At 62.4% G+C, this 23,929-nt stretch carries 23 protein-coding genes; 9 read left to right on the top strand and 14 right to left on the bottom strand.

What is annotated here, in order from left to right; translation table 11 throughout:
- Positions 1-4 precede the first annotated feature (4 nt).
- Positions 5-202 (bottom strand): heavy-metal-associated domain-containing protein, encoded by a 198-nt coding sequence (locus M1E16_RS03140; protein WP_434626291.1) that lies wholly within the window; start codon positions 200-202, stop codon positions 5-7.
- Positions 203-350: 148 nt separating this feature from the next.
- Between M1E16_RS03140 and M1E16_RS03135 the strand changes: the two genes are divergently transcribed.
- The 3 genes from M1E16_RS03135 (at position 351) to cueR (ending at position 3,701) form a co-directional block, all read left to right on the top strand.
- Positions 351-734 (top strand): hypothetical protein, encoded by a 384-nt coding sequence (locus tag M1E16_RS03135; RefSeq protein ID WP_458129184.1) that lies wholly within the window; start codon positions 351-353, stop codon positions 732-734.
- 187 nt (positions 735-921) lie between these two features.
- Positions 922-3,315, top strand: coding sequence for a heavy metal translocating P-type ATPase (locus tag M1E16_RS03130; RefSeq protein WP_458129183.1), 2,394 nt, complete (start codon positions 922-924; stop codon positions 3,313-3,315).
- Positions 3,312-3,701 carry a Cu(I)-responsive transcriptional regulator gene (gene cueR, locus M1E16_RS03125; RefSeq protein ID WP_458129182.1) on the top strand — a complete coding sequence of 130 codons (390 nt, stop codon included), beginning with the start codon at positions 3,312-3,314 and terminating at the stop codon, positions 3,699-3,701. Before M1E16_RS03130 ends, cueR begins: the two co-directional genes overlap by 4 nt.
- Positions 3,702-4,066: 365 nt before the next feature.
- On the opposite strand, the gene M1E16_RS03120 is transcribed toward cueR, so the two are convergent.
- Both M1E16_RS03120 and M1E16_RS03115 read right to left on the bottom strand, forming a co-directional pair.
- A complete protein-coding gene (locus M1E16_RS03120) occupies positions 4,067-4,960 on the bottom strand; it encodes a PA4780 family RIO1-like protein kinase (RefSeq protein WP_458129181.1) in 894 nt (297 codons plus the stop codon).
- A gap of 138 nt (positions 4,961-5,098) precedes the next feature.
- Positions 5,099-5,956 carry a helix-turn-helix domain-containing protein gene (locus tag M1E16_RS03115; RefSeq protein ID WP_458129180.1) on the bottom strand — a complete coding sequence of 286 codons (858 nt, stop codon included), beginning with the start codon at positions 5,954-5,956 and terminating at the stop codon, positions 5,099-5,101.
- A 79-nt stretch (positions 5,957-6,035) separates the two neighbouring features.
- Here M1E16_RS03115 and M1E16_RS03110 point away from each other — a divergent pair, with 79 nt between their 5' ends.
- Positions 6,036-7,064, top strand: coding sequence for a bile acid:sodium symporter family protein (locus tag M1E16_RS03110; protein WP_458129179.1), 1,029 nt, complete (start codon positions 6,036-6,038; stop codon positions 7,062-7,064).
- On the opposite strand, the gene M1E16_RS03105 is transcribed toward M1E16_RS03110, so the two are convergent.
- The gene (locus M1E16_RS03105; protein WP_458129178.1) at positions 7,051-8,328 is read right to left on the bottom strand and encodes an acetyl-CoA C-acetyltransferase; all 1,278 of its coding nucleotides are present in this window, start codon (positions 8,326-8,328) and stop codon (positions 7,051-7,053) included. The two genes, M1E16_RS03110 and M1E16_RS03105, sit on opposite strands and share 14 nt — an antisense overlap.
- A 181-nt stretch (positions 8,329-8,509) precedes the next feature.
- Here M1E16_RS03105 and M1E16_RS03100 point away from each other — a divergent pair, with 181 nt between their 5' ends.
- Positions 8,510-9,862, top strand: a complete 1,353-nt coding sequence (locus M1E16_RS03100; protein WP_434653767.1) for a 3-oxoacyl-ACP reductase — start codon at positions 8,510-8,512, stop codon at positions 9,860-9,862.
- A 2-nt stretch (positions 9,863-9,864) separates the two neighbouring features.
- A complete protein-coding gene (locus M1E16_RS03095) occupies positions 9,865-10,719 on the top strand; it encodes a MaoC family dehydratase (protein WP_458129177.1) in 855 nt (284 codons plus the stop codon).
- A gap of 122 nt (positions 10,720-10,841) precedes the next feature.
- Here the strand turns inward: M1E16_RS03095 and M1E16_RS03090 are convergent, their stop codons facing one another.
- The 4 genes from M1E16_RS03090 to M1E16_RS03075 are packed head-to-tail and all read right to left on the bottom strand — an operon-like array spanning position 10,842 to position 13,104.
- Positions 10,842-11,399, bottom strand: a complete 558-nt coding sequence (locus tag M1E16_RS03090; protein ID WP_434695975.1) for a DUF4136 domain-containing protein — start codon at positions 11,397-11,399, stop codon at positions 10,842-10,844.
- Between the two features lie 20 nt (positions 11,400-11,419).
- Complete coding sequence (locus M1E16_RS03085) at positions 11,420-12,028, bottom strand: DUF4136 domain-containing protein (RefSeq protein ID WP_434626300.1); 609 nt, start codon at positions 12,026-12,028, stop codon at positions 11,420-11,422.
- A 24-nt stretch (positions 12,029-12,052) separates the two neighbouring features.
- Positions 12,053-12,802 (bottom strand): methyltransferase, encoded by a 750-nt coding sequence (locus M1E16_RS03080; RefSeq protein ID WP_458129176.1) that lies wholly within the window; start codon positions 12,800-12,802, stop codon positions 12,053-12,055.
- The gene (locus M1E16_RS03075) at positions 12,799-13,104 is read right to left on the bottom strand and encodes a MazG-like family protein (RefSeq protein WP_434626302.1); all 306 of its coding nucleotides are present in this window, start codon (positions 13,102-13,104) and stop codon (positions 12,799-12,801) included. Before M1E16_RS03075 ends, M1E16_RS03080 begins: the two co-directional genes overlap by 4 nt.
- A gap of 164 nt (positions 13,105-13,268) precedes the next feature.
- Here M1E16_RS03075 and M1E16_RS03070 point away from each other — a divergent pair, with 164 nt between their 5' ends.
- Together M1E16_RS03070 and M1E16_RS03065 are read left to right on the top strand one after the other, a co-directional pair.
- A complete protein-coding gene (locus tag M1E16_RS03070; protein WP_305497064.1) occupies positions 13,269-13,562 on the top strand; it encodes a hypothetical protein in 294 nt (97 codons plus the stop codon).
- A 220-nt stretch (positions 13,563-13,782) separates the two neighbouring features.
- Complete coding sequence (locus M1E16_RS03065) at positions 13,783-15,132, top strand: MATE family efflux transporter (RefSeq protein WP_458129175.1); 1,350 nt, start codon at positions 13,783-13,785, stop codon at positions 15,130-15,132.
- Positions 15,133-15,137: 5 nt separating this feature from the next.
- On the opposite strand, the gene M1E16_RS03060 is transcribed toward M1E16_RS03065, so the two are convergent.
- The 6 genes from M1E16_RS03060 to M1E16_RS03035 all read right to left on the bottom strand — a co-directional run bounded on the left by M1E16_RS03060 (position 15,138) and on the right by M1E16_RS03035 (position 21,794).
- Positions 15,138-15,935 (bottom strand): DUF4123 domain-containing protein, encoded by a 798-nt coding sequence (locus M1E16_RS03060; protein ID WP_458129174.1) that lies wholly within the window; start codon positions 15,933-15,935, stop codon positions 15,138-15,140.
- Positions 15,932-17,254, bottom strand: coding sequence for a type VI secretion system Vgr family protein (locus M1E16_RS03055; RefSeq protein WP_458129173.1), 1,323 nt, complete (start codon positions 17,252-17,254; stop codon positions 15,932-15,934). The genes M1E16_RS03060 and M1E16_RS03055 overlap by 4 nt, the downstream gene beginning before the upstream one ends.
- Positions 17,255-17,500: 246 nt before the next feature.
- Positions 17,501-19,414 (bottom strand): arginine decarboxylase, encoded by a 1,914-nt coding sequence (gene speA / locus M1E16_RS03050; protein ID WP_039593533.1) that lies wholly within the window; start codon positions 19,412-19,414, stop codon positions 17,501-17,503.
- A gap of 208 nt (positions 19,415-19,622) precedes the next feature.
- Positions 19,623-19,994 (bottom strand): translation initiation factor Sui1, encoded by a 372-nt coding sequence (locus M1E16_RS03045; RefSeq protein ID WP_458129172.1) that lies wholly within the window; start codon positions 19,992-19,994, stop codon positions 19,623-19,625.
- Positions 19,995-20,165: 171 nt separating this feature from the next.
- Positions 20,166-20,723, bottom strand: coding sequence for an NUDIX hydrolase (locus M1E16_RS03040; protein ID WP_458129171.1), 558 nt, complete (start codon positions 20,721-20,723; stop codon positions 20,166-20,168).
- A 3-nt stretch (positions 20,724-20,726) separates the two neighbouring features.
- Positions 20,727-21,794, bottom strand: coding sequence for a DUF2333 family protein (locus M1E16_RS03035; protein ID WP_434569934.1), 1,068 nt, complete (start codon positions 21,792-21,794; stop codon positions 20,727-20,729).
- Positions 21,795-22,223: 429 nt separating this feature from the next.
- Here M1E16_RS03035 and M1E16_RS03030 point away from each other — a divergent pair, with 429 nt between their 5' ends.
- Complete coding sequence (locus M1E16_RS03030) at positions 22,224-23,894, top strand: diguanylate cyclase (protein WP_434569935.1); 1,671 nt, start codon at positions 22,224-22,226, stop codon at positions 23,892-23,894.
- Positions 23,895-23,929 lie beyond the last annotated feature (35 nt).

Here is a 23,929-nt window from a genome sequence, read left to right as displayed (position 1 = left end):
AATTTCAAGCAGGACTGGCTTCGTAACCCTCTTCCCTGATTGCCTCGATTACGGTATCGGACGACAACTTGCTTTGGACCTCAACAGTCTTGGCGCCCAGATCGACCTTTACCTCGGCGTCCGGGTCTTTGGCTTGAAGAGCCAGAGTGACTGCCTTTACACAATGACCGCAGGACATGCCTTGAACATTGAAGATCTGCATGAAAATGACTCCTTGGTTTGAGGTTGTGCGCAGTTTCAAGCTTGCCATCATGGCAAGGTCAAGTTCTGACGGAAACTGCCGGGCTGGCATTCGGCAGCGCGCTCGGCCAAGCTGCACACATCAAGGATTTAATACCGGAGGTTCAGCCATGCGCTGGTCAGCGTTCAGCCTGTTTTGCATGCTCGGTTTTTCTGCATTGGTGCCCCAGGCATCGGCCGCCGGTGAAGATTTCGGTGTGCTGATCATTTCCCGCGAGCGCCTGGAAGTGTCGACCAGCTGCGAAATCGGCGTCTACATTCAGGACCAGCTCGCGGCCAGGCTGTTCCAGGAGCAGAGCACTTCGTTCAATCTGCCACCGGGCCAGATCTCCTTGCGCTTGAAATTGTTGCCAGGCCAGGCGCCGGGTTGCAGTCCGGGCATGCTCGCCCCCGGTTCACAGGACATCACGCTCAAGGCCGGCGACGTCCTGAAGTACCGCATCGCCATGACGCATGAGGGCATGTACCTTAAGCAGGCTGATCTCGGTTACTGACCTCGCGAGTCCTTGTGGGAGCGAGCCTGCTCGCGAAAGCGGTGCGATAGCCGATGAAGAGATTGGCCTTACCGGCCTTCGCGAGCAGGCTCGCTCCCACGAGGGTCGCAAGCTTTTGAACTGGTGCTTGACCTTGCCCGCGTGGCAAGGTTGATCCTGTAGTCACTCACTACAGGGAGCCTGTCCGATGTCCGAGTCCACCACCTTCGATCTGCCGATTTCCGGCATGACCTGCGCAAGCTGTGCCGGGCGAGTCGAGCGAGCCTTGGCCAAGGTCGCCGGCGCCAGCGCCGTCAGCGTCAACCTGGCAACGGAACAGGCGCGGATCCAGGCCCCGCAGGGAAGCCTGCCTGCGTTGATGCAGGCGGTCGAGCGGGCAGGTTACAGCGTTCCCGTCCAGACCCTGGAGCTGAGCATCGAGGGCATGACCTGCGCCTCTTGCGTGGGCCGGGTCGAACGGGCGTTGGGGAAAGTTGCCGGGGTGAACCGGGCCAGTGTCAACCTCGCCAATGAGCGAGCCCACCTTGAATTGCTCGGACAGGTCGATCCGCAAAACCTGATAGACGCGGTCAAACGCGCCGGTTACGACGCCAGTGTCTGGCAAGTCGAGCAGCCTCGAAAAACCCAAGCCGATCAGCTGAGCCGCGAGCGCGTAGCCCTGGTGCTGGCGATTCTGCTGTCGATCCCGCTGGTATTGCCGATGCTGTTGCAGCCGTTCGGCGTGCATTGGATGCTGCCGGCCTGGGCGCAATTCGCGCTGGCGACGCCGGTGCAATTCATCTTCGGTGCGCGGTTTTACGTCGCGGCATTCAAAGCCGTCCGCGCCGGTGCCGGGAACATGGACCTGCTCGTCGCCCTGGGCACCAGCGCCGGTTATGGCTTGAGCCTCTATGAGTGGGCGATGGCCCGCCCGGGGAGCATGCCGCATCTGTATTTCGAGGCGTCGGCCGTGGTGATTGCCTTGGTGCTGCTGGGCAAGTACCTGGAAAGCCGCGCCAAACGACAGACCGCCAGCGCCATCCGCGCCCTCGAAGCCTTGCGACCGGAGCGGGCGATTCAAGTGGTCGACGGCCAGGAACGGGACGTCGCCATCAGTGCCCTGCGCTTGAATGACCTGGTGCTGGTCAAACCCGGCGAGCGCTTCCCGGTGGACGGTGAAGTGCTCGAGGGCCAGAGTCACGCCGACGAGGCGTTGATCAGCGGCGAAAGCCTGCCCGTGCCCAAGCAACCCGGTGATCATGTCACTGGCGGCGCGATCAATGGCGAAGGGCGCCTGCTGGTGCGCACCCGGGCCCTGGGGGCCGAGAGCGTGCTGGCACGCATCATTCGCCTGGTGGAAGACGCCCAGGCCGCCAAGGCGCCGATTCAGAAATTGGTGGACAAAGTCAGCCAGGTTTTCGTGCCGGTCGTATTGACCCTGGCACTCGCAACGTTGCTTGGCTGGTGGCTCTACGGTGCGCCGCTGGAGACGGCGCTGATCAACGCCGTCGCCGTGCTGGTGATCGCCTGCCCCTGTGCCCTGGGCCTGGCGACGCCGACGGCAATCATGGCCGGCACTGGCGTGGCCGCCCGCCACGGCATTCTGATCAAGGATGCCGAGGCGCTGGAGCGTGCCCATGAAGTCGGCACGGTGGTGTTCGACAAGACCGGCACCCTGACGTCCGGCACGCCACGCATCGCCCATCTGGCCGCGCTTGACGGTGATGAAGACGCACTGCTGAACATGGCCGGCGCCTTGCAACGCGGCAGCGAACACCCGCTGGCCAAAGCGGTGCTCGACGCCTGCGCCGAACGCGGCCTGAGCGTAGCGGATGCCAGCGATAGCCAGTCCCTGACCGGACGCGGTATCGCCGGTAGCCTCGACGGGCGCCGCCTGGCCTTGGGAAATCGTCGTCTGCTGGAAGAGCTGGGCCTGAACCCCGGTTCGCTGGCCGAGTCGGCGCAAGCCTGGGAAACCGAAGGTCGAACCCTGTCCTGGCTCGTCGAGCAAGGCGCAACGCCTCGGGTCCTGGGCCTGTTCGCCTTCGGCGACACCCTCAAGCCCGGCGCTCTGGCGGCGGTCGAGGCCTTGAAGCAACGTCACATCGCCAGCCACCTGCTCACGGGCGACAACCGGGGCAGCGCTCGGGTCGTTGCCCAGGCATTGGGAATCGCCAACGTCCACGCCGAAGTGTTGCCGGGCGACAAGTCCGCCATCGTTCAACAACTGAAAGCCCACTCGGTGGTGGCGATGGTCGGCGATGGCATCAACGACGCTCCGGCCCTGGCCGCCGCGGACATCGGCATTGCCATGGGCGGCGGCACCGACGTGGCGATGCAGGCCGCCGGCATCACCCTGATGCGCGGCGATCCGCGCCTGGTACCGGCGGCGCTGGACATCAGCCGCAAGACCTACGCAAAAATCCGTCAGAATCTGTTCTGGGCGTTCGTCTATAACCTGATCGGCATTCCGCTGGCGGCGTTCGGTTTGCTCAACCCGGTGTTGGCCGGCGCAGCCATGGCGCTGTCGAGCGTCAGCGTGGTGAGCAATGCATTGTTGTTGAAGTTCTGGACACCCGCGCATCTGGAGGACAAGCGATGAACATTGGCCAGGCAGCCCGCCAGAGCGGCCTCAGCGCAAAGATGATCAGGTACTACGAATCCATCGGCCTGCTCAGGGCAGCCCATCGCACGGACAGTGGTTATCGGATCTATGGCGCCGATGACTTGCATACGTTGGCATTCATCAAGCGCTCCCGGGATCTGGGGTTTTCCCTGGAAGAGGTCGGCAAGTTGCTGACTTTGTGGCAGGACCGTCAACGCGCCAGCGCCGACGTAAAGGCCCTGGCCCGGCAGCATATCGACGAACTGAACCAGAAAATCCGTGAACTGGCCGAACTGCGCGACACGCTCCAGGACTTGGTGGAGCACTGCCAGGGCGATCATCGCCCGGACTGCCCGATCCTCAGGAAATTGGCGTCGGGGTGATGTAGACCTGGTACCTCCTGTGGGAGCGAGCTTGCTCGCGAAGAAGGCGGCCAATGCATTGATGCAAGCTGATCCACCGCTTTCGCGAGCAGGCTCGCTCCCACAAGGATTCAAGCTGATCATCAAAAACCCGGCCTCGGCCTGATGCGATTCACTCAAGGCACCGACAAACCCGTGGCGAGGGAGCTTGCTCCCGCTGGGCCGCGAAGCGGCCCCAAAACCTGCCAAATGCGGAGCATCAGATACACCGTACCCGCAGATTCACGACTGCTTCGCAGCCGAGCGGGAGCAAGCTCCCTCGCCACAGGGCCATCACTTTCCATGTGGACCGCATTACGGCCATGGCCGGGTTTCAGGTCAACCGATCACTGCATCCACGGCGGAGGCGGCTCTTCGGTCTTGCCGGGTGGCGCATCGTCGGCGGCGCGTACGGCCTGGCGGCGCTCTTCATCCAGGCGCGCGGCCTCGATTTCGCGCATGATCCCGCCGACATCCGCCATTTCTTCCGGCTCGTCGAACTCACCGGTCAGCACGCTCTCCGGGTGCAGGGTGCCTGCTTCATACAGGGCCCACATTTCCTTGGCGTATTTGGTGCGTTTCAGCTCCGGGGCAAACCGACCGAAGTAGGACGCCATGTTGCCGACGTCCCGCTCCAGCATGCTGAAGGCGTGGTTGTTGCCGGCAGCGTCCACCGCTTGCGGCAGGTCGATGATGACCGGCCCCGTCGGCGTCAGCAGCACGTTGAACTCCGACAGGTCGCCGTGCACCAGACCGGTACACAACATCAACACGATCTGGGAAATCAGAAAAGCGTGATACTCGCGGGCCTGATCCGGCTCCAGCACCACGTCGTTGAGACGCGGCGCCGCATCGCCGTACTCGTCGGCCACCAATTCCATCAGCAGCACGCCCTCGAGGAAGTCATACGGCTTCGGAACCCGCACGCCGGCGCTGGCCAGCCGGAACAGCGCGGCCACTTCGGCGTTCTGCCAGGCGTCTTCGGTTTCCTTGCGGCCAAACTTCGAGCCTTTAGCCATGGCCCGGGCCTGACGGCTGTTGCGCACCTTGCGGCCTTCCTGGTATTCGGCCGCCTGGCGAAAACTTCGCTTGTTCGCCTCCTTGTAGACTTTGGCGCAACGTAGCTCGTTGCCGCAGCGCACCACATAAACAGCTGCTTCTTTACCACTCATGAGTGGGCGCAGCACCTCGTCGACCAGACCGTCCTCGATCAGGGGTTCAATGCGTTTTGGAGTCTTCATCAGCTTTTATTCTGGGTCCTTTATTACCAAACACGCGAATGACAGGTCGTTATACGGCAATCCTCCCTCCACGGGGAGGGGGTCCGACCTATGAACCCTGAATGCACACACTGTGCCGGGTCGGACAACCGAGCCAAATCATAGTCGAGACCGGGCGTGGGGTTGCTCAGTGAATGGCAAGCGGTTGCGACAAGAGCCAAACGAGTCAGCGCTTGAACAGTCCCCCGGCGTAAAACCGAACAGTCCCTTGAATGCCGCAATGAAAGCGGACGTCGAATCATACCCACAGGACAAGGCCGCGCTGGTCACGCTATCGCCCTGTTCCAGCGACTCCAGGGAAGACAACAGGCGCATGCGCTGGCGCCACGCCCGGAAGCTCAAACCGGTTTCACGCTGGAACAGGCGCATCAAAGTTTTTTCCGACGTGCCCAGGCGCTCGGCCCAGGCTTGCAGGGTCACGTTGCCTTCGGGTTGCTCGATCAATTCGTTGCACAGTTCCAGCAAACGAGCGTGACGGGGCAATGGCAGGGAAAAGCCCACTTCCGGCAGCGCCGCCAATTGGTCCAGCAGCACTTGGACCAAGCGTGTTTCCTGGGTCTCGCCCTGTGGGTAAGTGGCGGGAAACTGGCAGAACACTTTGATCAGCTCCCGTGCCAGCGGTGTAACTTCCAGCACCCGGCAACGATCATCGGCCCACGGGCACGCCTGGCGATGGACGTAAAGACTGCGCATTTCCGCGCGCATGGACGTCACGACCTGATGCTCCAGGTCCGCCGGGATCCAGATGCCCCATTGCGGTGGCGCGAAGAAGCTGCCTTCGGCCGTATGGACGCCGAGCACGCCACTGATCGCGTAGGAGAATTGCACCCAATCGTGGCGATGAGCCTGGGTCCACGAACCGGCATTCAGACTTTCGACCCGGGCATAAAGCGGCCGAGGCAGCTCCGTCAGGTCCGGAATGCGTCGTTCGAGCTGTTGATGTCCGTTAGTCGGCATTGATTGGCCTTATGTCGCAAGACGACCGGGTAGGCCGACGTTAGGCTAAGACGACTCTTCTTACAATCCACGGTGCCCTATGCACATCCTCAGACACCTCAAGCGCATGGCGACCGACTGGTTCCTGTGCGGCATGTTGCTCGCCACGCTGCTGGCGTATTTCTTCCCGCGCTTCGGCGCTACCGGCGGCGCCATGCATGCCGAATGGGTGGTCAACATTGGCATCTTCGTGGTGTTTTTCCTCCACGGCGTCAATCTGTCCGGCGAGCAGATCCGCCATGGCCTGAAAAACATCCGACTGCACCTGATGGTGCAAGGCTTCACCTTTGGGGTATTTCCGTTGATCTGGCTGCTCGGCAACTGGACACTGGGCAGCCATGTGCCGTCCTTGTTGATGCTGGGGTTCTTTTACCTGTGCGCGTTGCCTTCGACCATTTCGTCCTCGGTGGCCCTGACCGGCAGCGCCGGCGGCAACGTACCCGCGGCGATTCTCAACGCCAGCTTGTCCAGCGTGCTGGGGGTTCTCCTGACGCCGCTGCTGGTCAGCCTGGTGGTCGGCAACGGTGCCGGCGGCATCGACCTGGGCTCGACGCTGCCCGACCTGTGCATGATGTTGCTGTTGCCGCTGGTGCTCGGGCAGTTTCTGCGGCGCTGGCTGGCCGGTTTTTTCGCGCGCTACAAGCGCTATACCAGCATCATCGACAAACTGGTCATCCTGCTGCTGGTTTACGCCGCATTCTGCAATTCGATGATTTCCGGGATCTGGCAACAACAAGGTCATGGTGTGCTGCTCAGCGCCGTGCTGGGCAGTGCGGTGTTGCTGGCTGTCATTCTGTGGATGACCACCCGCACCGCTCGCGCCCTGCGTTTCAACAACGCCGATGAAGTCGCCGCGGTATTTTGCGCGAGCAAGAAATCCCTGGCCGCCGGAGTGCCGATGGCGGCGCTGATTTTCGGCAACAACCCCGGCCTCGGGCTGATCCTGCTGCCGATCATGATCTATCACCCGCTGCAACTGATCGTCTGCTCGATCCTCGCCGAACGCTATGCAAGCCGGCAACGGGCGCAGGCATCGCAAAAGAGCGAGGCCATCGTCAGCGCTCGATGATAGCCGTCACCCCTTGGCCGGCGGCTGCGCAGATGGAAATCAGCCCCCGGCCCTTCCCTGCCGCGTCCAGCAGCTTGGCCAGGTTGGCGACAATGCGCCCGCCGGTTGCGGCAAATGGATGTCCGGCGGCCAGTGAGCTGCCCTTCACGTTCAGCCGGCTGCGGTCGAGAGTACCCAGCGGCGCATCAAGGCCCAGGCGGGCCTTGCAGTAATCCGCGTCTTCCCAGGCTTTCAAGGTGCACAGCACCTGGGCGGCGAACGCCTCGTGAATCTCGTAATAGTCGAAGTCCTGCAAGGTCAGGCCGTTGCGCGCCAACAGCCGCGGCACGGCATAGACCGGCGCCATCAGCAGGCCTTCGGCGCCGTTGACGAAGTCCACTGCCGCCGTTTCGCCGTCACGCAGGTAAGCCAGGATCGGCAGCCCACGGGCGTTGGCCCACTCCTCGCTCGCCAACAACACCAGCGAGGCGCCATCGGTCAGTGGGGTGGAATTGCCCGCCGTCAGCGTGCCCTTGGCGGTTTTTTCGAAGGCGGCCTTGAGGGAAGCGAGTTTCTCCAGGGTCAGGTCCGGGCGCAGGTTGTTGTCGCGGGTCAGGCCGAGAAACGGCGTCATCAGGTCGTTGTGCCAGCCTTCGGCGTAAGCGGCGGCCATTTTTTGATGACTCTCCACGGCCAACTGATCCTGCTCTTGTCGGGGGATCTGCCAGGTTTGCGCCATCAACTCGCAGTGCTCGCCCATGCTCAGGCCAGTGCGCGGCTCGTTGATGCGCGGCAGGTCAGGTACCAGATGCCCGGGGCGCAATTGCAAAAACGTCTTGATTTTATCGGCGGTGGTTTTCGCGCGATTGGCTTGCAGCAGGATCCTGCGCAGCCCTTCATTGACGCCGATCGGTGCGTCGGAGGTGGTGTCCACGCCGCCGGCAATGGCGCTGTCGATCTGCCCGAGGGCGATTTTGTTGGCCACCAGTAGCACCGTCTCAAGCCCCGTGCCGCAGGCCTGCTGCACATCATAGGCGGGTGTGCTGGGCGACAGCCGCGAGCCGAGCACGCACTCGCGGGTCAGGTTCATGTCTCGGGAAAACTTCAGCACCGCCCCCGCGGCCATCTCCCCGATATGCACGCCGTGCAGGTTGTAGCGCTCGATCAAGCCCTCAAGCGCAGCGGTCAGCATCGCCTGGTTGCTGGCGGTGGCATAGGGCCCGTTGGAGCGGGCGAAAGGAATGCGGTTACCGCCGATGATCGCGACGCGGCGTAGCTGTGCCATGTAGAACTCCCCTTTGTATGTCCAAATGTGCCGTCAGCGTTGACCCATCACCCATGGGAGCAGGCTTGTTCCCATGTGAAGGCGGTGCCCTGGAACACAGCTTAGGCTTTATCCCGCCGATCGAACGACTGATTGCCAAACATGGTCCACACTTGGAACCTCATCAGCCGGAGTGTGTTCCATGTCAGACCGTTACATAGACTTTGCCAATTCGCCCATTGGCCTGCGTCTGGTTGGCGCTCTCGGCTTGCCATCGCCGGTACGCCTGGAGCGTTGGCAAGCCGGGCGCCTGCGGCCAATCGAGGGTGCCTTGCTGCTGGGCGGCGGGCCGCTGACCGAACAGGTCGGCACATTCGCCAAGCGCCTGACCGACGCCATTTTCATCTACGGTGGCGAACCGACGCTCGCCACTGAATGGATCCCCGGGCACGGCCCGAAAATCAAGGCTGTGGTGTACGACGCCAGCCACCTGGCACAGGTCGACCAGCTCAAGCAATTGCGCGAGTTTTTCCAGCCGCTGATGAAAAATCTCGACCACAGCGCTCATGTCGTCATCCTCGGCCGCGCTCCGGAAAACCTCGACGACCCGTTCGCCGCCAGCGCCCAGCGGGCTTTGGAGGGTTTCAGCCGGTCCCTGGCCAAGGAGCTGCGCCATGGCGGGACGCTGCAGTTGCTGTACGTCGGCGAAGGCGCCGAAACCCAGCTGGAAGGCGCCCTACGGTTTTTCCTGTCGCCCAAGAGTGCCTACGTTTCCGGGCAAGTGATTCGTCTCAAGGCCTGTGCAACCCAGGTCCAGGACTGGACCCGTCCGTTGACGGGGCTCAAGGCACTCGTTACCGGCGCTGCCCGTGGCATCGGCGCCTCCATTGCCGAAACACTGGCCCGCGATGGCGCCGATGTGATCCTGCTGGACGTACCGCCAGCCAAGGCCGACCTCGATGCCTTGGCCGCACGCCTGAGCGGGCGCAGCCTGACGCTGGACATCTGCGCAGAAGACGCAGCCACGCAGTTGATTGAACACCTGCCCGACGGCGTCGACATCGTTGTACATAACGCTGGCATCACCCGGGACAAGACCCTCGCCAACATGACCCCGGAATTCTGGGACGCGGTGCTGGCAGTCAACCTCAATGCGCCGCAAGTGCTGACCAAGGCCCTGCTCGACAGCGGCACCCTGCGCGACAACGGCCGGGTCATCCTGCTGGCATCCATCAGTGGCATCGCCGGCAATCGCGGCCAGACCAACTACGCCGCGAGCAAGGCCGGGCTGATCGGCCTTGCTCAAGCCTGGGCGCCAACCCTGCAGGCCCGAGGCATCAGCATCAACGCCGTGGCGCCAGGCTTCATCGAAACCCGCATGACCGCAGATATTCCTTTCGCCCTGCGCGAAGCCGGGCGACGCATGAGCTCGCTGGGCCAGGGCGGCCTGCCCCAGGATGTCGCCGAAGCCGTGGCCTGGCTTGCGCAACCGGGCACCGGTGCCGTGACCGGACAGGCGCTGCGCGTGTGTGGGCAAAGCCTGCTGGGGGCCTGATCATGACGATCCAATGGCATGAGATACACGCCGCGCCGTCGATGTCCGGGCTGTACGCCAAGGCCGCGACACGCCGCAAGATCACCGGCACTACCTTGCCGGACGTTGGGCTGCGCCAAGTGATCCAGGTTGATCAGCAACGCCTGGCGGCCTATCGCAAGGTTTGCGGCTTTACCGAAAACGGTCTGCTGCCACCAACCTATCCCCATGTGCTGGCGTTCGCCCTGCAAATGCAGCTACTGACAGATCGGGATTTTCCGTTCCCGCTGCTGGGGTTGATCCACCTCAGCAACCGCATCCGCATACTGCGGCCCATGGGCGGGGTCAGCCAGGTGCGCGCCAGCGTCAATGCCGAGAATCTCCAGCCGCACGCCAAGGGCGCGGTGTTCGATCTCGTGACCCGCATTGAAGATCAGCTGGGACCGCTGTGGGAGGCCGAAAGCCAGATGCTGTGCAAAGGCGTCCAGCTTGATGGGGCGCTGGTGGAGGAACCGGCGACTGCCATCCTTGAGTTGGCGGAAGTGGCGCACTGGACAGCACCTGCCGACATCGGCCGGCAATACGCCAAGGTGTCCGGCGACTACAATCCGATCCACCTGAGCGCCGCCAGCGCCCGGCTGTTCGGCTTCCCCACCGCCATCGCCCACGGCCTGTGGAACAAGGCCCGGACGTTAGCGGCGCTGGACGACCATTTGCCCGAGGCCAACATCGAGATCGAAGTGAACTTCAGGAAACCGGTGCGCCTGCCCAGCGAGGTGACGCTGCTGGCGAGCGCCGCGGGGTCCAGTGGAAAGCTGCGGTTGGCGGGGGCTGGAGAACTGGAACACATGCTCGGCAGTTGGCAGCCGGTTGCCTGAATAAAAAACGCCGTCCCCTGTGGGAGCGAGCCTGCTCGCGAAGGGGATGGTCCTGCCTACGCCGCTGCTGCTGAATGGGACGGCCTCTTCGCGAGCAGGCTCGCTCCCACAAGGGCCATTCGTCAACGCGGTGGATAATTCGACAGGATCCGCCCCACCGTCTCGCGCACCTTCGTGCTGCGCTCCGTAGGGTTGGGCGACTCGCTGAGCAGTTGCTCATCGCTACCGCGCCACACCAACTTGCCATCCTTGCCGTCGAGCAGGTCGATCTGCACCGTGGCGACTTTGTAGCTGACGTTGCGGGTTTCGTTATACATCGGCCCGCCCCAATAGCCATTCCAGGGGCCGCCCCAGCCGCCGCCGTAGTTTGTCGTCACCTGTTGCTGACGGTCCTCGACGATCAGGTAGGCCTGGACCTGCACATCGCTGCGGGTGCCGGACGGAGCCGGGCGCAAGCCGCGCTGATCAAGCTGATCGGCGACGGCTTGGCGGATCCGCTGTTCGGTCAGGTCGCTCTTGATGCGCGGGTCATCCGGACGGTACTGCAGCGCCGGCTCTTTCCAGCTCCAGCTGCGGTAGGCCGCGAAATCGCGGGTGGTGTCGAAGTCATGATTGACCTGATTGGAAGTGCAGGCGCCAAGCAACAAGGCCAGGGCAAATGGGGCGATACGGCGGAACATGGTTTTTCTCCGTTGCGTAATCAACTGGGAGGATAAGCCGAAAGAGCCTTTTCCACCGCCTCACGAATGGCATCGCTACGTTCGCTCTGACTGCCTCGCTGGCTGGTCTCGGCGCTGGCACTCCAAACCGGCTGATTGTTGCGGGCATCGAACAGATCAACCCGAACCACCACGACCTGCTCCCGGTAAGTGCGTACCACGGGGACGCTGTTGTACATGCCATAACCCGGCCCGTATCGGTTGTAACCGCCGTAGTAGCCCGAATCATAATCGTCGCGAACCTGGCGTACGCGGGTCTCCAGGCGCAGGTCGGCACTGACGAAGAGGTCCGCCGGCCGATTGTCATGCAGCGGGCGCAGGCCGCGCTGGTCCAGGGCATTGCTCACCGCTTCGGCCACCTGCGCCGAGTCCGCCCAGGCCGTGCCCGGTGGCAGTCGGCCGTTGAGCCAGGACCAGCTGCGATAGCGCCCGTAATCCCGGGGCGGCGCGGGATAGGCGCTGCGATCGAATACCGTGGCGGCCTCGGGTGGTGCTGGCGGCAGCGGCCTGGATGTCGCGACATAAGGGTTGCTGCCCTGACAGGCCGCCAGCCCCAGGCACAACACCATTAACCCTGAACGACCTTTCATTTCGCTCTCCGATTGCTTTGCGGATCAGAGGGGACGGCAAACCCAGTGCAAATAACGTCCCAAGCCGGCAAAGGCCGGATGGCGACGGTGGGCCAGTTCCATCTCCAGCAGTTGCGCAAGCTCTGCACGGCCTTGGAACTCCACCGGCATATAGTCGTGAAAAACCCGCACCCCACTCTGGGTTTCGACCTGCCACAGGCCTTCAAGTTGCGCCGCCAATTCTCGTGGATCAAGCGGTTGCTGAGGGGTCAGGCTTTGTTTCTCGCCGGCCAAGTCGTTTTTACGCAGTTTGCGAAAGTGCCCCTTGAGCAGGTTGCGATAGACCAGCGCATCGCGGTTGTAAAACGCCAGGGACAACCAGCCGCCAGGCACCGTCAACTGATGCAGCACCGGCAGGATCGCATGGGGCTCGGCCAGCCATTCGAGCACCGCGTGGCACAGCACCAGATCGTAAGGTTCGGTGAGCTGGTCGAGCAGATCCTGCCACGGCGCCTGGATGAACGTTGCGGCCTGGCCCGCCTCGGCAAAGCGTTGGCGAGCGCCTTCGAGCATCGGCTCGGCCGGTTCGGCCAGGGTGACCTGATGCCCCCGCTCGGCCAGCCACAGCGACATGTGGCCCAGCCCCGCGCCAATATCCAGCACTCGCAAGGGGCGATCCGGCAACGCTTCAAGGAGATCGGCCTGAAGCACGGCCAGCCGAATCGCCCCCTTGGCTCCTCCGTAGATTTTTTCGGCAAAACGCGTGGCGAGTTGATCGAAATGGCGATCGCTCATTGGCCGAACCGCCGTTCGCTGTCGGCCAACTTGCTGCGCACCACGGCGTCCATGTCCAGGCCCAGCTCGCTGCACAACAGCAACAGGTACAAGACGATGTCACCGATTTCCTGCCCGGCGTGGGCAAGTTTTTCCGCGGGCAACTGGCGTGACTGCTCCTCGGTCAACCACTGGAAAATCTCCACCAATTCAGCCATTTCGACGCTGGCGGCCATGGCCAGGTTTTTCGGGCTGTGAAATTGCCGCCAATCGTTACGATCACGGATGGCATGCAGGCGTTCGGTCAGTTCAACAAGGTTCATCGGGCTCTCCTGGATGCGCATAGCTTCGAGGGGATGACGAGGTAAGGCAAGAGTCTCGATACAAAGCGCCAGTTTGCCCCATAATCGAACGATCCCGGCCCGGACCGCTCCTACATTCAGGAGCAAAAGGCTCAACGTGGATTCCCTCTCATCAGGACGCACACATGCAGGTAGAAAGCTTTTTCGAATGGCTCGGTCAGGCGCTCGGTTCGGTGATCCGTTTTATCGTCGATCTGCTCAGTGGCCTGTTCAACACCCTGGCCAATGCCGGCGGCAATTTTGTCGAAGGCCTGTCCCGGACGCTGGGAATGGATACTTCAATCATCAGCATCATTGCGCTGATCCTCGGGCTGATGCTGCTGTACTCGGCGATCCGCGCTTTCATGCGGGCGTCGATCGTCATGGGCATCATCTGGCTGGTGCTGGGGTTGTGGCTGTTGAGCTGGATTATTCACTGAGCCCCCAACTTGGACACCCTGTGGCGAGGGAGCTTGCTCCCGCTGGACTGCGCAGCAGTCCCAAACCGGGCTGACGCGGTTCTCCAGAAACACCGCGCCCCCCAGTGCGACGGCTGCGCCGCCGAGCGGGAGCAAGCTCCCTCGCCACAAAAGCCTGCCGCACAGATGAATGAAACGCTGCAATAACCCGCTACAATCGCGCTCCTTTCAAGGAGCCCGCATGCCCAAGCTGATTACCGACTGGCGCGACCGCCTTACTCATCGCCGGGTCTGGGCGCTGGCTGCGCCGATGATTCTCTCGAACATTTCCGTGCCGCTGGTGGCGCTGGTGGACAGCACCGTCATCGGCCATTTGCCCCATGCCCATCAGTTAGGCGCAGTGGCGGTCGGAGCGAGTCTGTATACGGTGCTGGCATGGGCCATGGGTTTCCTGCGCATGGGCACCACCGGGTTCGCCGCCCAGGCGGCCGGGCGTGCCGACGGCGCGGCGTTGCGCCAGGTGTTGTTACAGGGCCTGCTGCTGGCGATGGGGCTGGCGGTGCTGCTCGGTGCCGTCGGCATTCCCTTGAGCGACGTGGCGCTGCACTTCATGCAACCGTCCGCCGAGCTCAACCAGTTGACCCGCGATTTCTTCCACACTCGCCTTTTCGGCTTGCCTGCGGCGCTGGCCAGCTATGCGCTGGTCGGCTGGTTCCTCGGCGCCCAGAACGCCCGCGCGCCGCTGGCGATCCTGCTGGTGACCAACCTGGTGAACATCGCCTTGAACCTCTGGTTCGTGATCGGCCTGGACTGGGGCGTGACCGGTTCGGCCAGGGCGTCGGTCATCGCCGAATGGACGGGCGCGCTGGTAGGCCTGGCCCTGGCGCGCAACACCCTGCGCAACTGGCCTGGGCAGATAGCCTGGGCGGCGCTGGGCTTGTGGCAGAGCTGGCGACCGTTGCTGGCGGTGAACCGGGACATTTTCATCCGCAGCCTGGTGCTGCAATCGGTGTTTTTCCTGATCACGGTGCAAGGCGCGCGTCTGGGCGATGCGACCGTGGCCGCCAATGCCCTGCTGCTCAACGGCCTGCTGCTGACGGCCCACGCCCTGGACGGCCTGGCCCACGCCGTGGAAGCACTGTGCGGCCACGCTATTGGGGCTCGCGACCGCCTGGCCCTGCGCCGTGCGCTGGTCGTTGCCAGCGGCTGGTCACTGATTGCCAGCCTCGGGTTTGCCCTGCTGTTCCTGCTTGCTGGGCATTTGTTCATCGACATGCAGACCGACATCGCCGAAGTGCGGAACACCGCTTACCACTACTTGCCTTATCTGGCGGCGTTACCGTTGATTGCGGTATCGAGCTACCTGCTCGATGGCCTGTTCATCGGCGCCACCCGCGCCCGGGAAATGCGCAACGGCATGCTCCTGACCCTGCTACTGACGTTGCCGTTCGCCTGGGTCCTGCAAGGATTGGGCAATCACGGCCTGTGGATCACTTTCCTGCTGTTCATGGCCTTGCGCAGCCTGACGCTCGGTACCTTCGCCTGGCGTTTGCAACGACACGACAGCTGGCTCGGTGGCAATGCCCGGTGAGGCCTTCAATCCTGGTTGCCTTGCCATAGCCGCCGCAACTGCTCCAGACGCTCGTGTTGCGAGCCGCCAGCCAGCTCCGGCGCTGGCTGAGCATCAGGGTATTGCAAGCGTAGCCACAACCAGCCGTCGAGGGCGCTCTGTTCGCTGAACCCCAGCGCCAATCCTTGCTGCAAATATTCCCAGAGCGACCAGTAGTCATGCCCAATGGAGCAGGACCAACGCCAGACATGACGCTCCAATACACACGCCTGCAACTGGCTTTGTTGCCTGTCACTGAGGCCCGGCTCGTTCTCCAGAGCCGGCACCGACAAGCCAGGATTGGCGAGCTGTTGCCAGCCCTCCGAGCCCATGGTCCGATCAGCCCAGGTGCCTCCGAACCAGCGCAGAAGGCTGATCGGCCCCAGCCAGCAACTGAGTTCCCGAGCGTCGCAACCATCAAAAAAATAACTCGCGGTGTGCGGGTTGTAATAGCTCAACAAAGCCTTGTAGTGCAGGCCCAGCGTGACCGTCAGCATGCGCCGCAAATGCGTCAGCAATACTTCGGCAGGCGCAGCGCTCACTATCAACAACCCCGGCCAGGACCGGCTATCGAGATGGCACAGACTGGCCAGCGCTGGCGATCGCTGCAGATCAACCAATAGCGGGCCATCGTCCCTCAGTTCGTGAAGATCGGTGTTTTCGAACAGAAGAAAGTGCCGTGCCTCGGCAAATTGCTCCCGCAGGCGCAGCGCGGCTCCGGGGCCGTTCGGCGCGTCGAGCAGCAGCCATTGCGGCGTGGCCCCCGGCATGGCGGCAGCGTTCATGGCGCTGCGCCCGCACCACGTTGCGTCACCAGGCGGCAGATGCACACCGCCTGGGCGCAGGGGTGGAACGCCCCTCCGCCGGGCAACAGGCACAGCAGGAACAGCGGCTCGCCACCGCGCACTGCAGACAACAGGTGGTCATCAACCCCAGGCGTCCCGGGTGTTTCTGACAAACTCGCACTGGCTGGCGCTGGCTGTGTGCCAATGAGGGGCGGTGGGCCGAGAAAGGCACAGATAAGCGGGCGATCCGGGTCACCCTCGATAAAGCTCACCAGGACCTCGGTGCCCTCACGAATCCGATCGCCTGCGCAGGCCGCCAGCTCAGGCGCCAACGGCAGCCAGCAATGGCTGGCGCTGGCCCCTTCCCCTTGATAGACCCAGTCGAACTGCACCGCCACTCGCCCAGGCACCTGATCCGCAGGCTCATCCACGTCTACCACCCATCCGCGTTGCCGGCTCACCATGACCGGCTTCGCAGGCACCTTGTCTGCCACGAACGACAGCGCGAAGGGAATAGCCCGGAACCGGTTGGCATATCGACCTGACTGGCCACGATGCTCGACCCTGGTCAATAACCAGCGCCGGTTCCAGTCCTTGAAAGGGTGAGCGGTCAGGCTCAGGGTCTGCCCGCTGTGCAAGTGCATCAGATCGCTCTGGCCCTCGGCGGCCTGTATGCCGATACCCTCGAAGCCAGCCTGAGCGCTGAAGGCGTGCACGGCGTCGGCCTGGCCGTCACCGCCGAAGATAACCTCGCCAGCGGAAAAGACACTGCCCGGCGCATCGGAGAAAACCAGGCAGTGCCCATCCCGGGCATGCTCGAAATGGAACCGGATACCAGACTCGGCGCATATCCTCTGCAGAAATTGCAGGTCGGACTCCCGGTATTGGCTACAGACATCCCGCGTCGCAAAATCACCGCTCAAGTCCAGGCACAGCCCGCGCCCGCCGATGCCGTGCCCGCTCAAGACCTGGCGAATGATCTGCGGTACCGAGCGGCCACTGAACACCCGCTGGCTGAAGCGCTGCGCCAGGTATGCAAGCTTCGGCTCGATGCGCACATGGCAATTACCTCCATGACGGTGCTGCACAACTTCGTGGAGCTGTCCGTGAATGCCCCGGCCGCAGCTCCCGAAACTCAACCAGACGCTGCGGTACAGCAGGCCCGCCAGGTCCAGCGGCGTGTCACTGGTCACCAGTTCCACCTCGAACAGGAAAGGTTCGCTGATGTTTTCATTGCCGGTGAAGGCCACGACAACAAAGGACTCGGGCAGACCGGCTATCTCCAGACGAAATGATGACTCGCGGGCTGGACAGGACATCGGCATTTCTCTACAGGAGGGGGCGACCGGGCATTCTGGCCGAGAGCCTGGGTCGAGTAGAGGGGCCAAGTACAAGTAAGGAACGGGACTACACGAAATAAGGACCTTTCCGATTAGCTGCCCCCGTGTGAGGAAATTTCCACAGCGCAAATCAAAACGCCCTCCGGAACTGTCCGAAAATACCCGCGGCATGCGACGTATTTTCTGACAGCCCCGGAGGGCGTTGCGCTTGGCGCTATTGCCCTGTCAGGAAGACAGGTAGGAGGAACGAGTCAACCCGAGACGCAGGGCATCCAGGAACTGGGTGCGTTCGGCCGCCGTGATCCGGGCGCTGGCGCACTTGTCACGGTAGTGAGTCATCAGCTCCTCCGGCGACAGGTGCACGTAGCGCAACATGTCCTCGATGGTGTCGTGGGTTTCGATACCGGCGTGGTACACGCTGCCGTCGGCGTTCTGGTAGATGTTCACCGAATCGGTGTCACCAAACAGGTTGTGCATATCACCGAGGATTTCCTGGTAGGCACCCACCAGGAAAATGCCCAGCAGATAGTCTTCGCCCGGATTGAGCGAATGGACCGGCAGGCTGGTCTCGATGCTCTGCTCATCGACGTATTGCTTGATCTTGCCGTCGGAATCGCAGGTCAGGTCTTGCAGCACGGCGCGGCGCAGTGGCTCTTCATCGAGACGATGCAACGGCAGGATCGGCAACACCTGGCCGATCGCCCAGGTGTCCGGCAAACTCTGGAACACCGAGAAGTTGCAGATGTACTTGTCGGCCAGCTTGTCGTTGAGCTCATCGAGCACCTGACGGTGCGAGCGCTGACGCGCCTTCAGCGAGTTGTGCAGACGACGGCACACGGCGAAGTAGCACTGCTCGGCCAGGGCTTTTTCCGCCAGGGTCAGCTTGCCATCGGCGTACTGCGCAGCCACGTCGCTCATGTAATGGGTGGCACGCCAGTAGGTCTCGGTGACCATCTCGATATCGGTCGGGCCCAGCAGGTCCACCAGCCATTGCACGGTTTCCGGCAGGCTTTCCTTGTTTTCGATCACCGGCACATCGTCATGGTGCTTCTCGACGTCGGTGACCTGGACCACCAGCATCGCGTGGTGGGCGGTCAACGAGCGGCCGCTCTCGGAAAAGATGTGCGGGTGCGGCAGGCTCTGCGCATCGCAGAACTCCTTGAGCATCCCCACCACGACCCCGGCGTAATCGTCCATGTCGTAGTTGATCGAGCTGGCGTTGCGCGAGTGCGTACCGTCGTAGTCCACGCCCAGACCGCCGCCGACATCGATGTGATCCACCGGCAGGCCGAGGTTGCGCAGCTCACCGTAGTAACGGATCGCTTCCTTGAAACCATGCTGGTAGTCCGCCAGGTTGGCGATCTGCGAGCCCATGTGGAAGTGCAGCAGGCGGATGCCCTGGTCGAGGCCGGCGCCGCGGAAGCGCTCGACCACCGACAACAACTGCGCTGCGGACAAGCCGAACTTGGATTTTTCGCCACCGGTATCGGCCCATTTGCTCGACGCCAGGGACGACAGGCGCACCCGCAGACCGACCTGCGGCTTGACCTTGAGCGACGCAGCCTCTTCGATTACCAAGCCGACTTCGGACTCTTTCTCGATCACGATGAAGACGTTGTGACCCAGCTTCTGGCCCATCAGCGCCAGGCGGATGAACTCGCGGTCCTTGTAGCCATTGCAGACGATGGTCCCGCCCTTTGGCGCCAAGGCCAGCACCGCCAGCAACTCGGGCTTGGAACCGGCTTCCAGGCCGATGGAGACATTCTGGGTGGCGATGATGTTTTCGATCACCGCCTCCTGCTGGTTTACCTTGATCGGGTAAAGCGCGGTGTACTGGCTCTGGTATTCCAGGCGTGCAATGTTGCTGTCGAAGGCGCCGGTGAGCTGACGCACCCGATCTTGCAGGATATCGGGGAAGCGCACCAACAACGGCAACGAAAGGCCACTCTGGCGCAACTGGTCGACTTGCTCGTACAAATCGATCGGCGAACTGTCGGGGCCGTTCGGACGGACTTCGACGCGACCGGCTTCATTGATCGCGAAATACCCGGCCCCCCAATGGCGGATCCCATAAACGCTGCGGCTGTCCGCAACTGTCCATTGGCTGCCATCGTCTTTGCGTGTGCGTCGTACGGACATCGAAGTCCCCTATAAAGAAGTCAAAATGCACCATCCGGTCGGAGGCTGGCGCAGTCTAGAGAATGGAAATGACGATTTGCCTGTAAGCAGGTAGACCCTGCCCGCAGCGCTGAGTTTAGAACCCCGTTCAGAACAGGCTCTGTGAAAACCATGTGGGCGATCGCAAACCGGGGTTCGGATCAAGCCAGGGTGGGTTTCACAGAAGCTGCTAGCCGCCGGACTTCTTTGCCTTGAAACCGTGTCGGGTGAGTTCCGCCAGCAAGAGCTCGACGTGATCGCCCTGGATCTCGATGACGCCATCCTTCAACGCGCCGCCGGTACCACAGCGCTTTTTCAGCGTCGTTGCGAGATCTTTGAGCGCGTCCTCGGCCAGCGGCACGCCGGTTACTGTGGTCACCGTCTTGCCACCTCGGCCTTTGCTTTCGCGGCGTACGCGAGCAATGCCATCCCCGGCGGGTATGGCGGTCTGTTTGCAGATGCAGGCATCCACCGGCTGGCGGCAATCAGGGCAATGACGACCGGCGTCGGTAGAAAATACCAGGCCGCCCAGGGCGGCGAAGGATGCGGCTTTTTTGGCCACCGGCAATCCTCTTCGGAGGACAAAGACTGGTCGAGGGGCGAAAGTGCCTCGACCGCGAAGCCCCACTCAGGCAGGGGCAGCGCAGCTGGACCGAACGAAGTCGGCCAAGCTTGAAAAGTCGCGCAGTGTAACGACAAAAAGCCCACTTGCTAAGGGCCAATCAGCGCCAATTTACAGCTTCTTTGCGACGCCGCGCTCACGGGCGCGCAAATAGCGCCCAAGCGCCGCCAGGGAGTCCGGGCAATACGGTCTGTGGCGGATTTCATCGAGCACCTGCTCGACGGGCAGAAAGCGCGCTTCCAGGACTTCTTCCGGTTGCAGGACCAACGGCCCGTCCCACACGGCAGAAAACGCCGCGCACCACAGGCGACTGCCAGCGTCTTCAAAATAGAAATGATCGTGGGCGACCAATTCGACGCCGCTCACGCCTAATTCTTCGGCCAGCTCGCGCGCCGCCGACTCGGCGTACGTCTCGTGGGCCTGCACCATTCCCCCTGCCGCGACATCCCAATAGCCGGGGTAAATAGCCTTGCTCAAAGTCCTTCGATGAACGCACAGCTCGCCCGCCGAATTGAACAGCATGATGTAGGTGCCGCGTCCGATCAGGCCTCGCTCGCGCAGATCCGAGCGCACCAGGCTGCCGAGCAGATTGTCGTCTTCGTCGACCCAAGCGATCAGCTCGGCATCCGAGGCCACTCGATGAGCGTCCTCCCGGGTGCTTTCGTCCATCCTTCAGCCCTGGTTGAGCAATTGCCGCAGGTCAATCACCGCCGCATTGGCGCGAGAAATATAGTTGGCCATGACCAGCGAGTGGTTCGCCAACACCCCGAAGCCGCTGCCGTTGAGAATCATCGGGCTCCAGATCGGCTCCTGTGAAGCCTCCAGTTCGCGAATGATCTGCCGCACGCTGACCGTCGCGTTCTTCTTCGCCAGCACGTCTGCGAAATCCACCTCGATGGCGCGCAACAAGTGAGACAGCGCCCAGGCTTGGCCACGAGCCTCGTAGAACACGTTGTCGATTTGCAGCCAAGGTGTCTCGACCACCTCTTCGTCAACCTGCGGCACCTGGCCTGGCGCCGGGACCTCGGTCTTCAGCGAGGTGTTGAGCTTGACCCGGCCGACGCTGGCGGACAGGCGCTGGGACAGCGACCCCAGGCGCGTACCGACATCCCCCAGCCAGTTGTTCAGGTTGTCGGCGCGGGCGTAGAACAACGCGCTTTTCTGACTTGGATCGGACAGGCGCGCCTGATAACGGCTCAAGGAATTGATGCCTTCCTGGTATTCCGATTCGCTGGACGGCAGCACCCAACTGCGGTTGTCGAAGTTGAAGCGCGGCTCGGCCTTGGCCAGGTCGGCGTCTTCGGCGGACTGCGACTGGGAACGGGCAAAGTCCTTGCGCAGGGCACGGCTCAGGTCGCGGACCTGCACCAGCACGCCGTATTCCCAACTGGGCATGTTGTCCATCCACAGGCCTGGCGGGAAGCGGTCGTTGGAAATGTAGCCGCCCTGCTTGGTCAGCAAGGTTCCGGCGACGGTCTTGAGGGTTTCCACGGTGGTGTAGCCGACCACCATCTGCCGGCCATCCTTCTCGGCCGCTGCCTGGGCGTTCTGCTGTACCGGAAACAACTCGGGCTCCTGGCTCCAATACCAGCCGACCGCAATAGTCACCAGCAGGTAAAGGCCAATGAGCGTGGCCAGCGCCCGACTGAAAAACAGCCCACCCAGATAGCTGCGGGTGTCCGATTTCGGTTCGGCGGCGCGTTCAGGCGCGCTGCCCGCGCGGTTCTTCCAGTCCAGCATGGCGATATCCCTTCAATCACTTGAGTTCACGGTTCGACCACAACCTTACATCAACGTGCCTTGGCCGGCATCCGTCGTTGGACTTATCGGAGAATTACCGCCACGAGACAAAGACCCGCCTAGGGGAATCCCTGAACCTCATCCGCTGGAAAATTGAAGAAACAACGTCGGAGAAAAGCGCAAGCAACATCCCGAAGCCGCGTCGTTGTGCCGTACCGAAATAGCTTGGATCGGCTATTGGAAACCCCTGAAGACCTTTACTTATAGGGCCGTCACCACGTCCGCAAAGGCAATTCCAGACCGACAGGTCAGAAACTGAATGGCGCCTCCTGGCAGATTATTGATGTAGAACACTCATGTAAGGGAAAAGAGGTGCTAGCATAGAGCCACCAGTCGATCTCAGCATGCCCCCTAACTAGTAGTCAGGATATGACCGAGCCAGAAGACCCCAGCCGCGAGCGCCTCAAGCACCACTTTGCCCAGCGGGTAATTCATCAGGCTCGCCAGATCCTGGAGATATGGCAGCGCCTGCAACGCAGCGAATGGTCGAGTACCGACCTGTCGGAGCTCAGTGAAGCCAATCTGCGCCTGCTGCGCTTTGCCGAGCGTTTCGAGCAACCTGAGCATTGCCAGCTTGCCCAAGGTATCGGCCAGTCGTTGCAAGCGGTAGACGCCAATCGCGGGCGCTTGAGCAGCCAGCTGATCACCGAAATCAATCGCTTGATGCAACGCCTGTCCCGCACCGGCTTGCGCCATGGCGACCAGCTCGAGCAAACCTTCCTGCCGCCGCTGCGCAAGCCCATCTACATATTGCTGCAAGACCATGACCGCGCCGAACGGCTGGCCAAGCAACTGGAATTCTTCGGCCTCAGCGCCCAGTCCCTGGACAGCGTCGCTGCATTCCGGGCCGCGATGGTCGAGCGCCTGCCTGCGGCCATTGTCATGGACGTGGATTTCAGCGGCCCGGGCGTGGGCCTGAAGCTGGCGGCCCAAGCCCAGGAAGGCCTGGATCAACCACTGCCGCTATTGTTTTTCAGTTTGCTGGAAACCGATACACCAACGCGGCTGGCCGCCGTGCGCGCCGGCGGGCAGGAGTTTCTCACCGGCACGCTGGAGGCCTCGAGCCTGCTGGAAAAAATCGAAGTGCTGACCTGCGTCGCCCAGTACGAACCCTACAAAGTGTTGATCATCGATGACTCCCGCGCCCAGGCCCTGCACACCGAACGCCTGCTCAACAGCGCCGGCATTGTCACGCGCACGCTAATCGAGCCGATCCAGGCCATGGCCGAGCTGGCGGACTTCCAGCCCGACCTGATCATCCTCGACATGTACATGCCCGCCTGCACCGGTACGGAACTGGCCAAGGTGATCCGCCACAACGACCGCTACGTCAGCGTGCCGATCATTTACCTGTCCGCCGAAGACGACCTGGACAAACAGCTCGACGCCATGAGCGAGGGCGGTGATGACTTCCTGACCAAACCGATCAAGCCCAGGCACCTGATCACCACCGTGCGCAACCGTGCAGCACGGGCCCGCAATCTCAAGGCGCGGATGGTGCGCGACAGCCTCACCGGCTTGTACAACCACACCCATATCCTGCAATTGCTCGAAGACTGCAGCTTCCGCGCCCGCCGTGAGGGCAAGCCCTTGAGCTTCGCCATGCTCGATATCGACCATTTCAAACGGGTCAACGACAGCCACGGCCACCCCATGGGCGACCGGGTGATCAAGAGCCTGGCGCTCTTTCTCAAGCAACGCTTGCGCAAGACCGATTTCATCGGCCGGTACGGCGGCGAAGAGTTCGCCATCGTCATGCCCGACACCGATATTGATGCCGCCTGCACAGTGCTGGACGAAATCCGCCAGCGCTTTGCCGAGATTCACTACCCGGCCCAACCCCAGGACTTGTGGTGCACCTTCAGCGCCGGGGTGGTAGAGATGAGCGAAGAGTCCGACAGCCTGATGATGGCCAGCCAGGCGGACGAGGCGCTGTACCGTGCCAAGCACGCCGGGCGCAATCGGGTGCAGAGCGCCAGGCAATCAAAGCAAAGTGCCACTTTTTCATCGGAATCGACTGATTCGGTCATAAACGTGTAACGCAAACGCAATAACTTCAGGCACTTACGATTCTG

This window comes from Pseudomonas sp. Z2-11, from assembly GCF_054161305.1.
This window is presented reverse-complemented; position numbering and strand designations above follow the sequence as displayed.

Bases quoted from the DNA above. Each gene is read 5' to 3' on its own strand.
- M1E16_RS03140 (WP_434626291.1), bottom strand. From the start codon at position 202: ATGCAGATCTTCAATGTTCAAGGCATGTCCTGCGGTCATTGTGTAAAG.
- M1E16_RS03135 (WP_458129184.1), top strand. From the start codon at position 351: ATGCGCTGGTCAGCGTTCAGCCTGTTTTGCATGCTCGGTTTTTCTGCA.
- M1E16_RS03130 (WP_458129183.1), top strand. From the start codon at position 922: ATGTCCGAGTCCACCACCTTCGATCTGCCGATTTCCGGCATGACCTGC.
- cueR (WP_458129182.1), top strand. From the start codon at position 3,312: ATGAACATTGGCCAGGCAGCCCGCCAGAGCGGCCTCAGCGCAAAGATG.
- M1E16_RS03120 (WP_458129181.1), bottom strand. From the start codon at position 4,960: ATGAAGACTCCAAAACGCATTGAACCCCTGATCGAGGACGGTCTGGTC.
- M1E16_RS03115 (WP_458129180.1), bottom strand. From the start codon at position 5,956: ATGCCGACTAACGGACATCAACAGCTCGAACGACGCATTCCGGACCTG.
- M1E16_RS03110 (WP_458129179.1), top strand. From the start codon at position 6,036: ATGCACATCCTCAGACACCTCAAGCGCATGGCGACCGACTGGTTCCTG.
- M1E16_RS03105 (WP_458129178.1), bottom strand. From the start codon at position 8,328: ATGGCACAGCTACGCCGCGTCGCGATCATCGGCGGTAACCGCATTCCT.
- M1E16_RS03100 (WP_434653767.1), top strand. From the start codon at position 8,510: ATGTCAGACCGTTACATAGACTTTGCCAATTCGCCCATTGGCCTGCGT.
- M1E16_RS03095 (WP_458129177.1), top strand. From the start codon at position 9,865: ATGACGATCCAATGGCATGAGATACACGCCGCGCCGTCGATGTCCGGG.
- M1E16_RS03090 (WP_434695975.1), bottom strand. From the start codon at position 11,399: ATGTTCCGCCGTATCGCCCCATTTGCCCTGGCCTTGTTGCTTGGCGCC.
- M1E16_RS03085 (WP_434626300.1), bottom strand. From the start codon at position 12,028: ATGAAAGGTCGTTCAGGGTTAATGGTGTTGTGCCTGGGGCTGGCGGCC.
- M1E16_RS03080 (WP_458129176.1), bottom strand. From the start codon at position 12,802: ATGAGCGATCGCCATTTCGATCAACTCGCCACGCGTTTTGCCGAAAAA.
- M1E16_RS03075 (WP_434626302.1), bottom strand. From the start codon at position 13,104: ATGAACCTTGTTGAACTGACCGAACGCCTGCATGCCATCCGTGATCGT.
- M1E16_RS03070 (WP_305497064.1), top strand. From the start codon at position 13,269: ATGCAGGTAGAAAGCTTTTTCGAATGGCTCGGTCAGGCGCTCGGTTCG.
- M1E16_RS03065 (WP_458129175.1), top strand. From the start codon at position 13,783: ATGCCCAAGCTGATTACCGACTGGCGCGACCGCCTTACTCATCGCCGG.
- M1E16_RS03060 (WP_458129174.1), bottom strand. From the start codon at position 15,935: ATGAACGCTGCCGCCATGCCGGGGGCCACGCCGCAATGGCTGCTGCTC.
- M1E16_RS03055 (WP_458129173.1), bottom strand. From the start codon at position 17,254: ATGTCCTGTCCAGCCCGCGAGTCATCATTTCGTCTGGAGATAGCCGGT.
- speA (WP_039593533.1), bottom strand. From the start codon at position 19,414: ATGTCCGTACGACGCACACGCAAAGACGATGGCAGCCAATGGACAGTT.
- M1E16_RS03040 (WP_458129171.1), bottom strand. From the start codon at position 20,723: ATGGACGAAAGCACCCGGGAGGACGCTCATCGAGTGGCCTCGGATGCC.
- M1E16_RS03035 (WP_434569934.1), bottom strand. From the start codon at position 21,794: ATGCTGGACTGGAAGAACCGCGCGGGCAGCGCGCCTGAACGCGCCGCC.
- M1E16_RS03030 (WP_434569935.1), top strand. From the start codon at position 22,224: ATGACCGAGCCAGAAGACCCCAGCCGCGAGCGCCTCAAGCACCACTTT.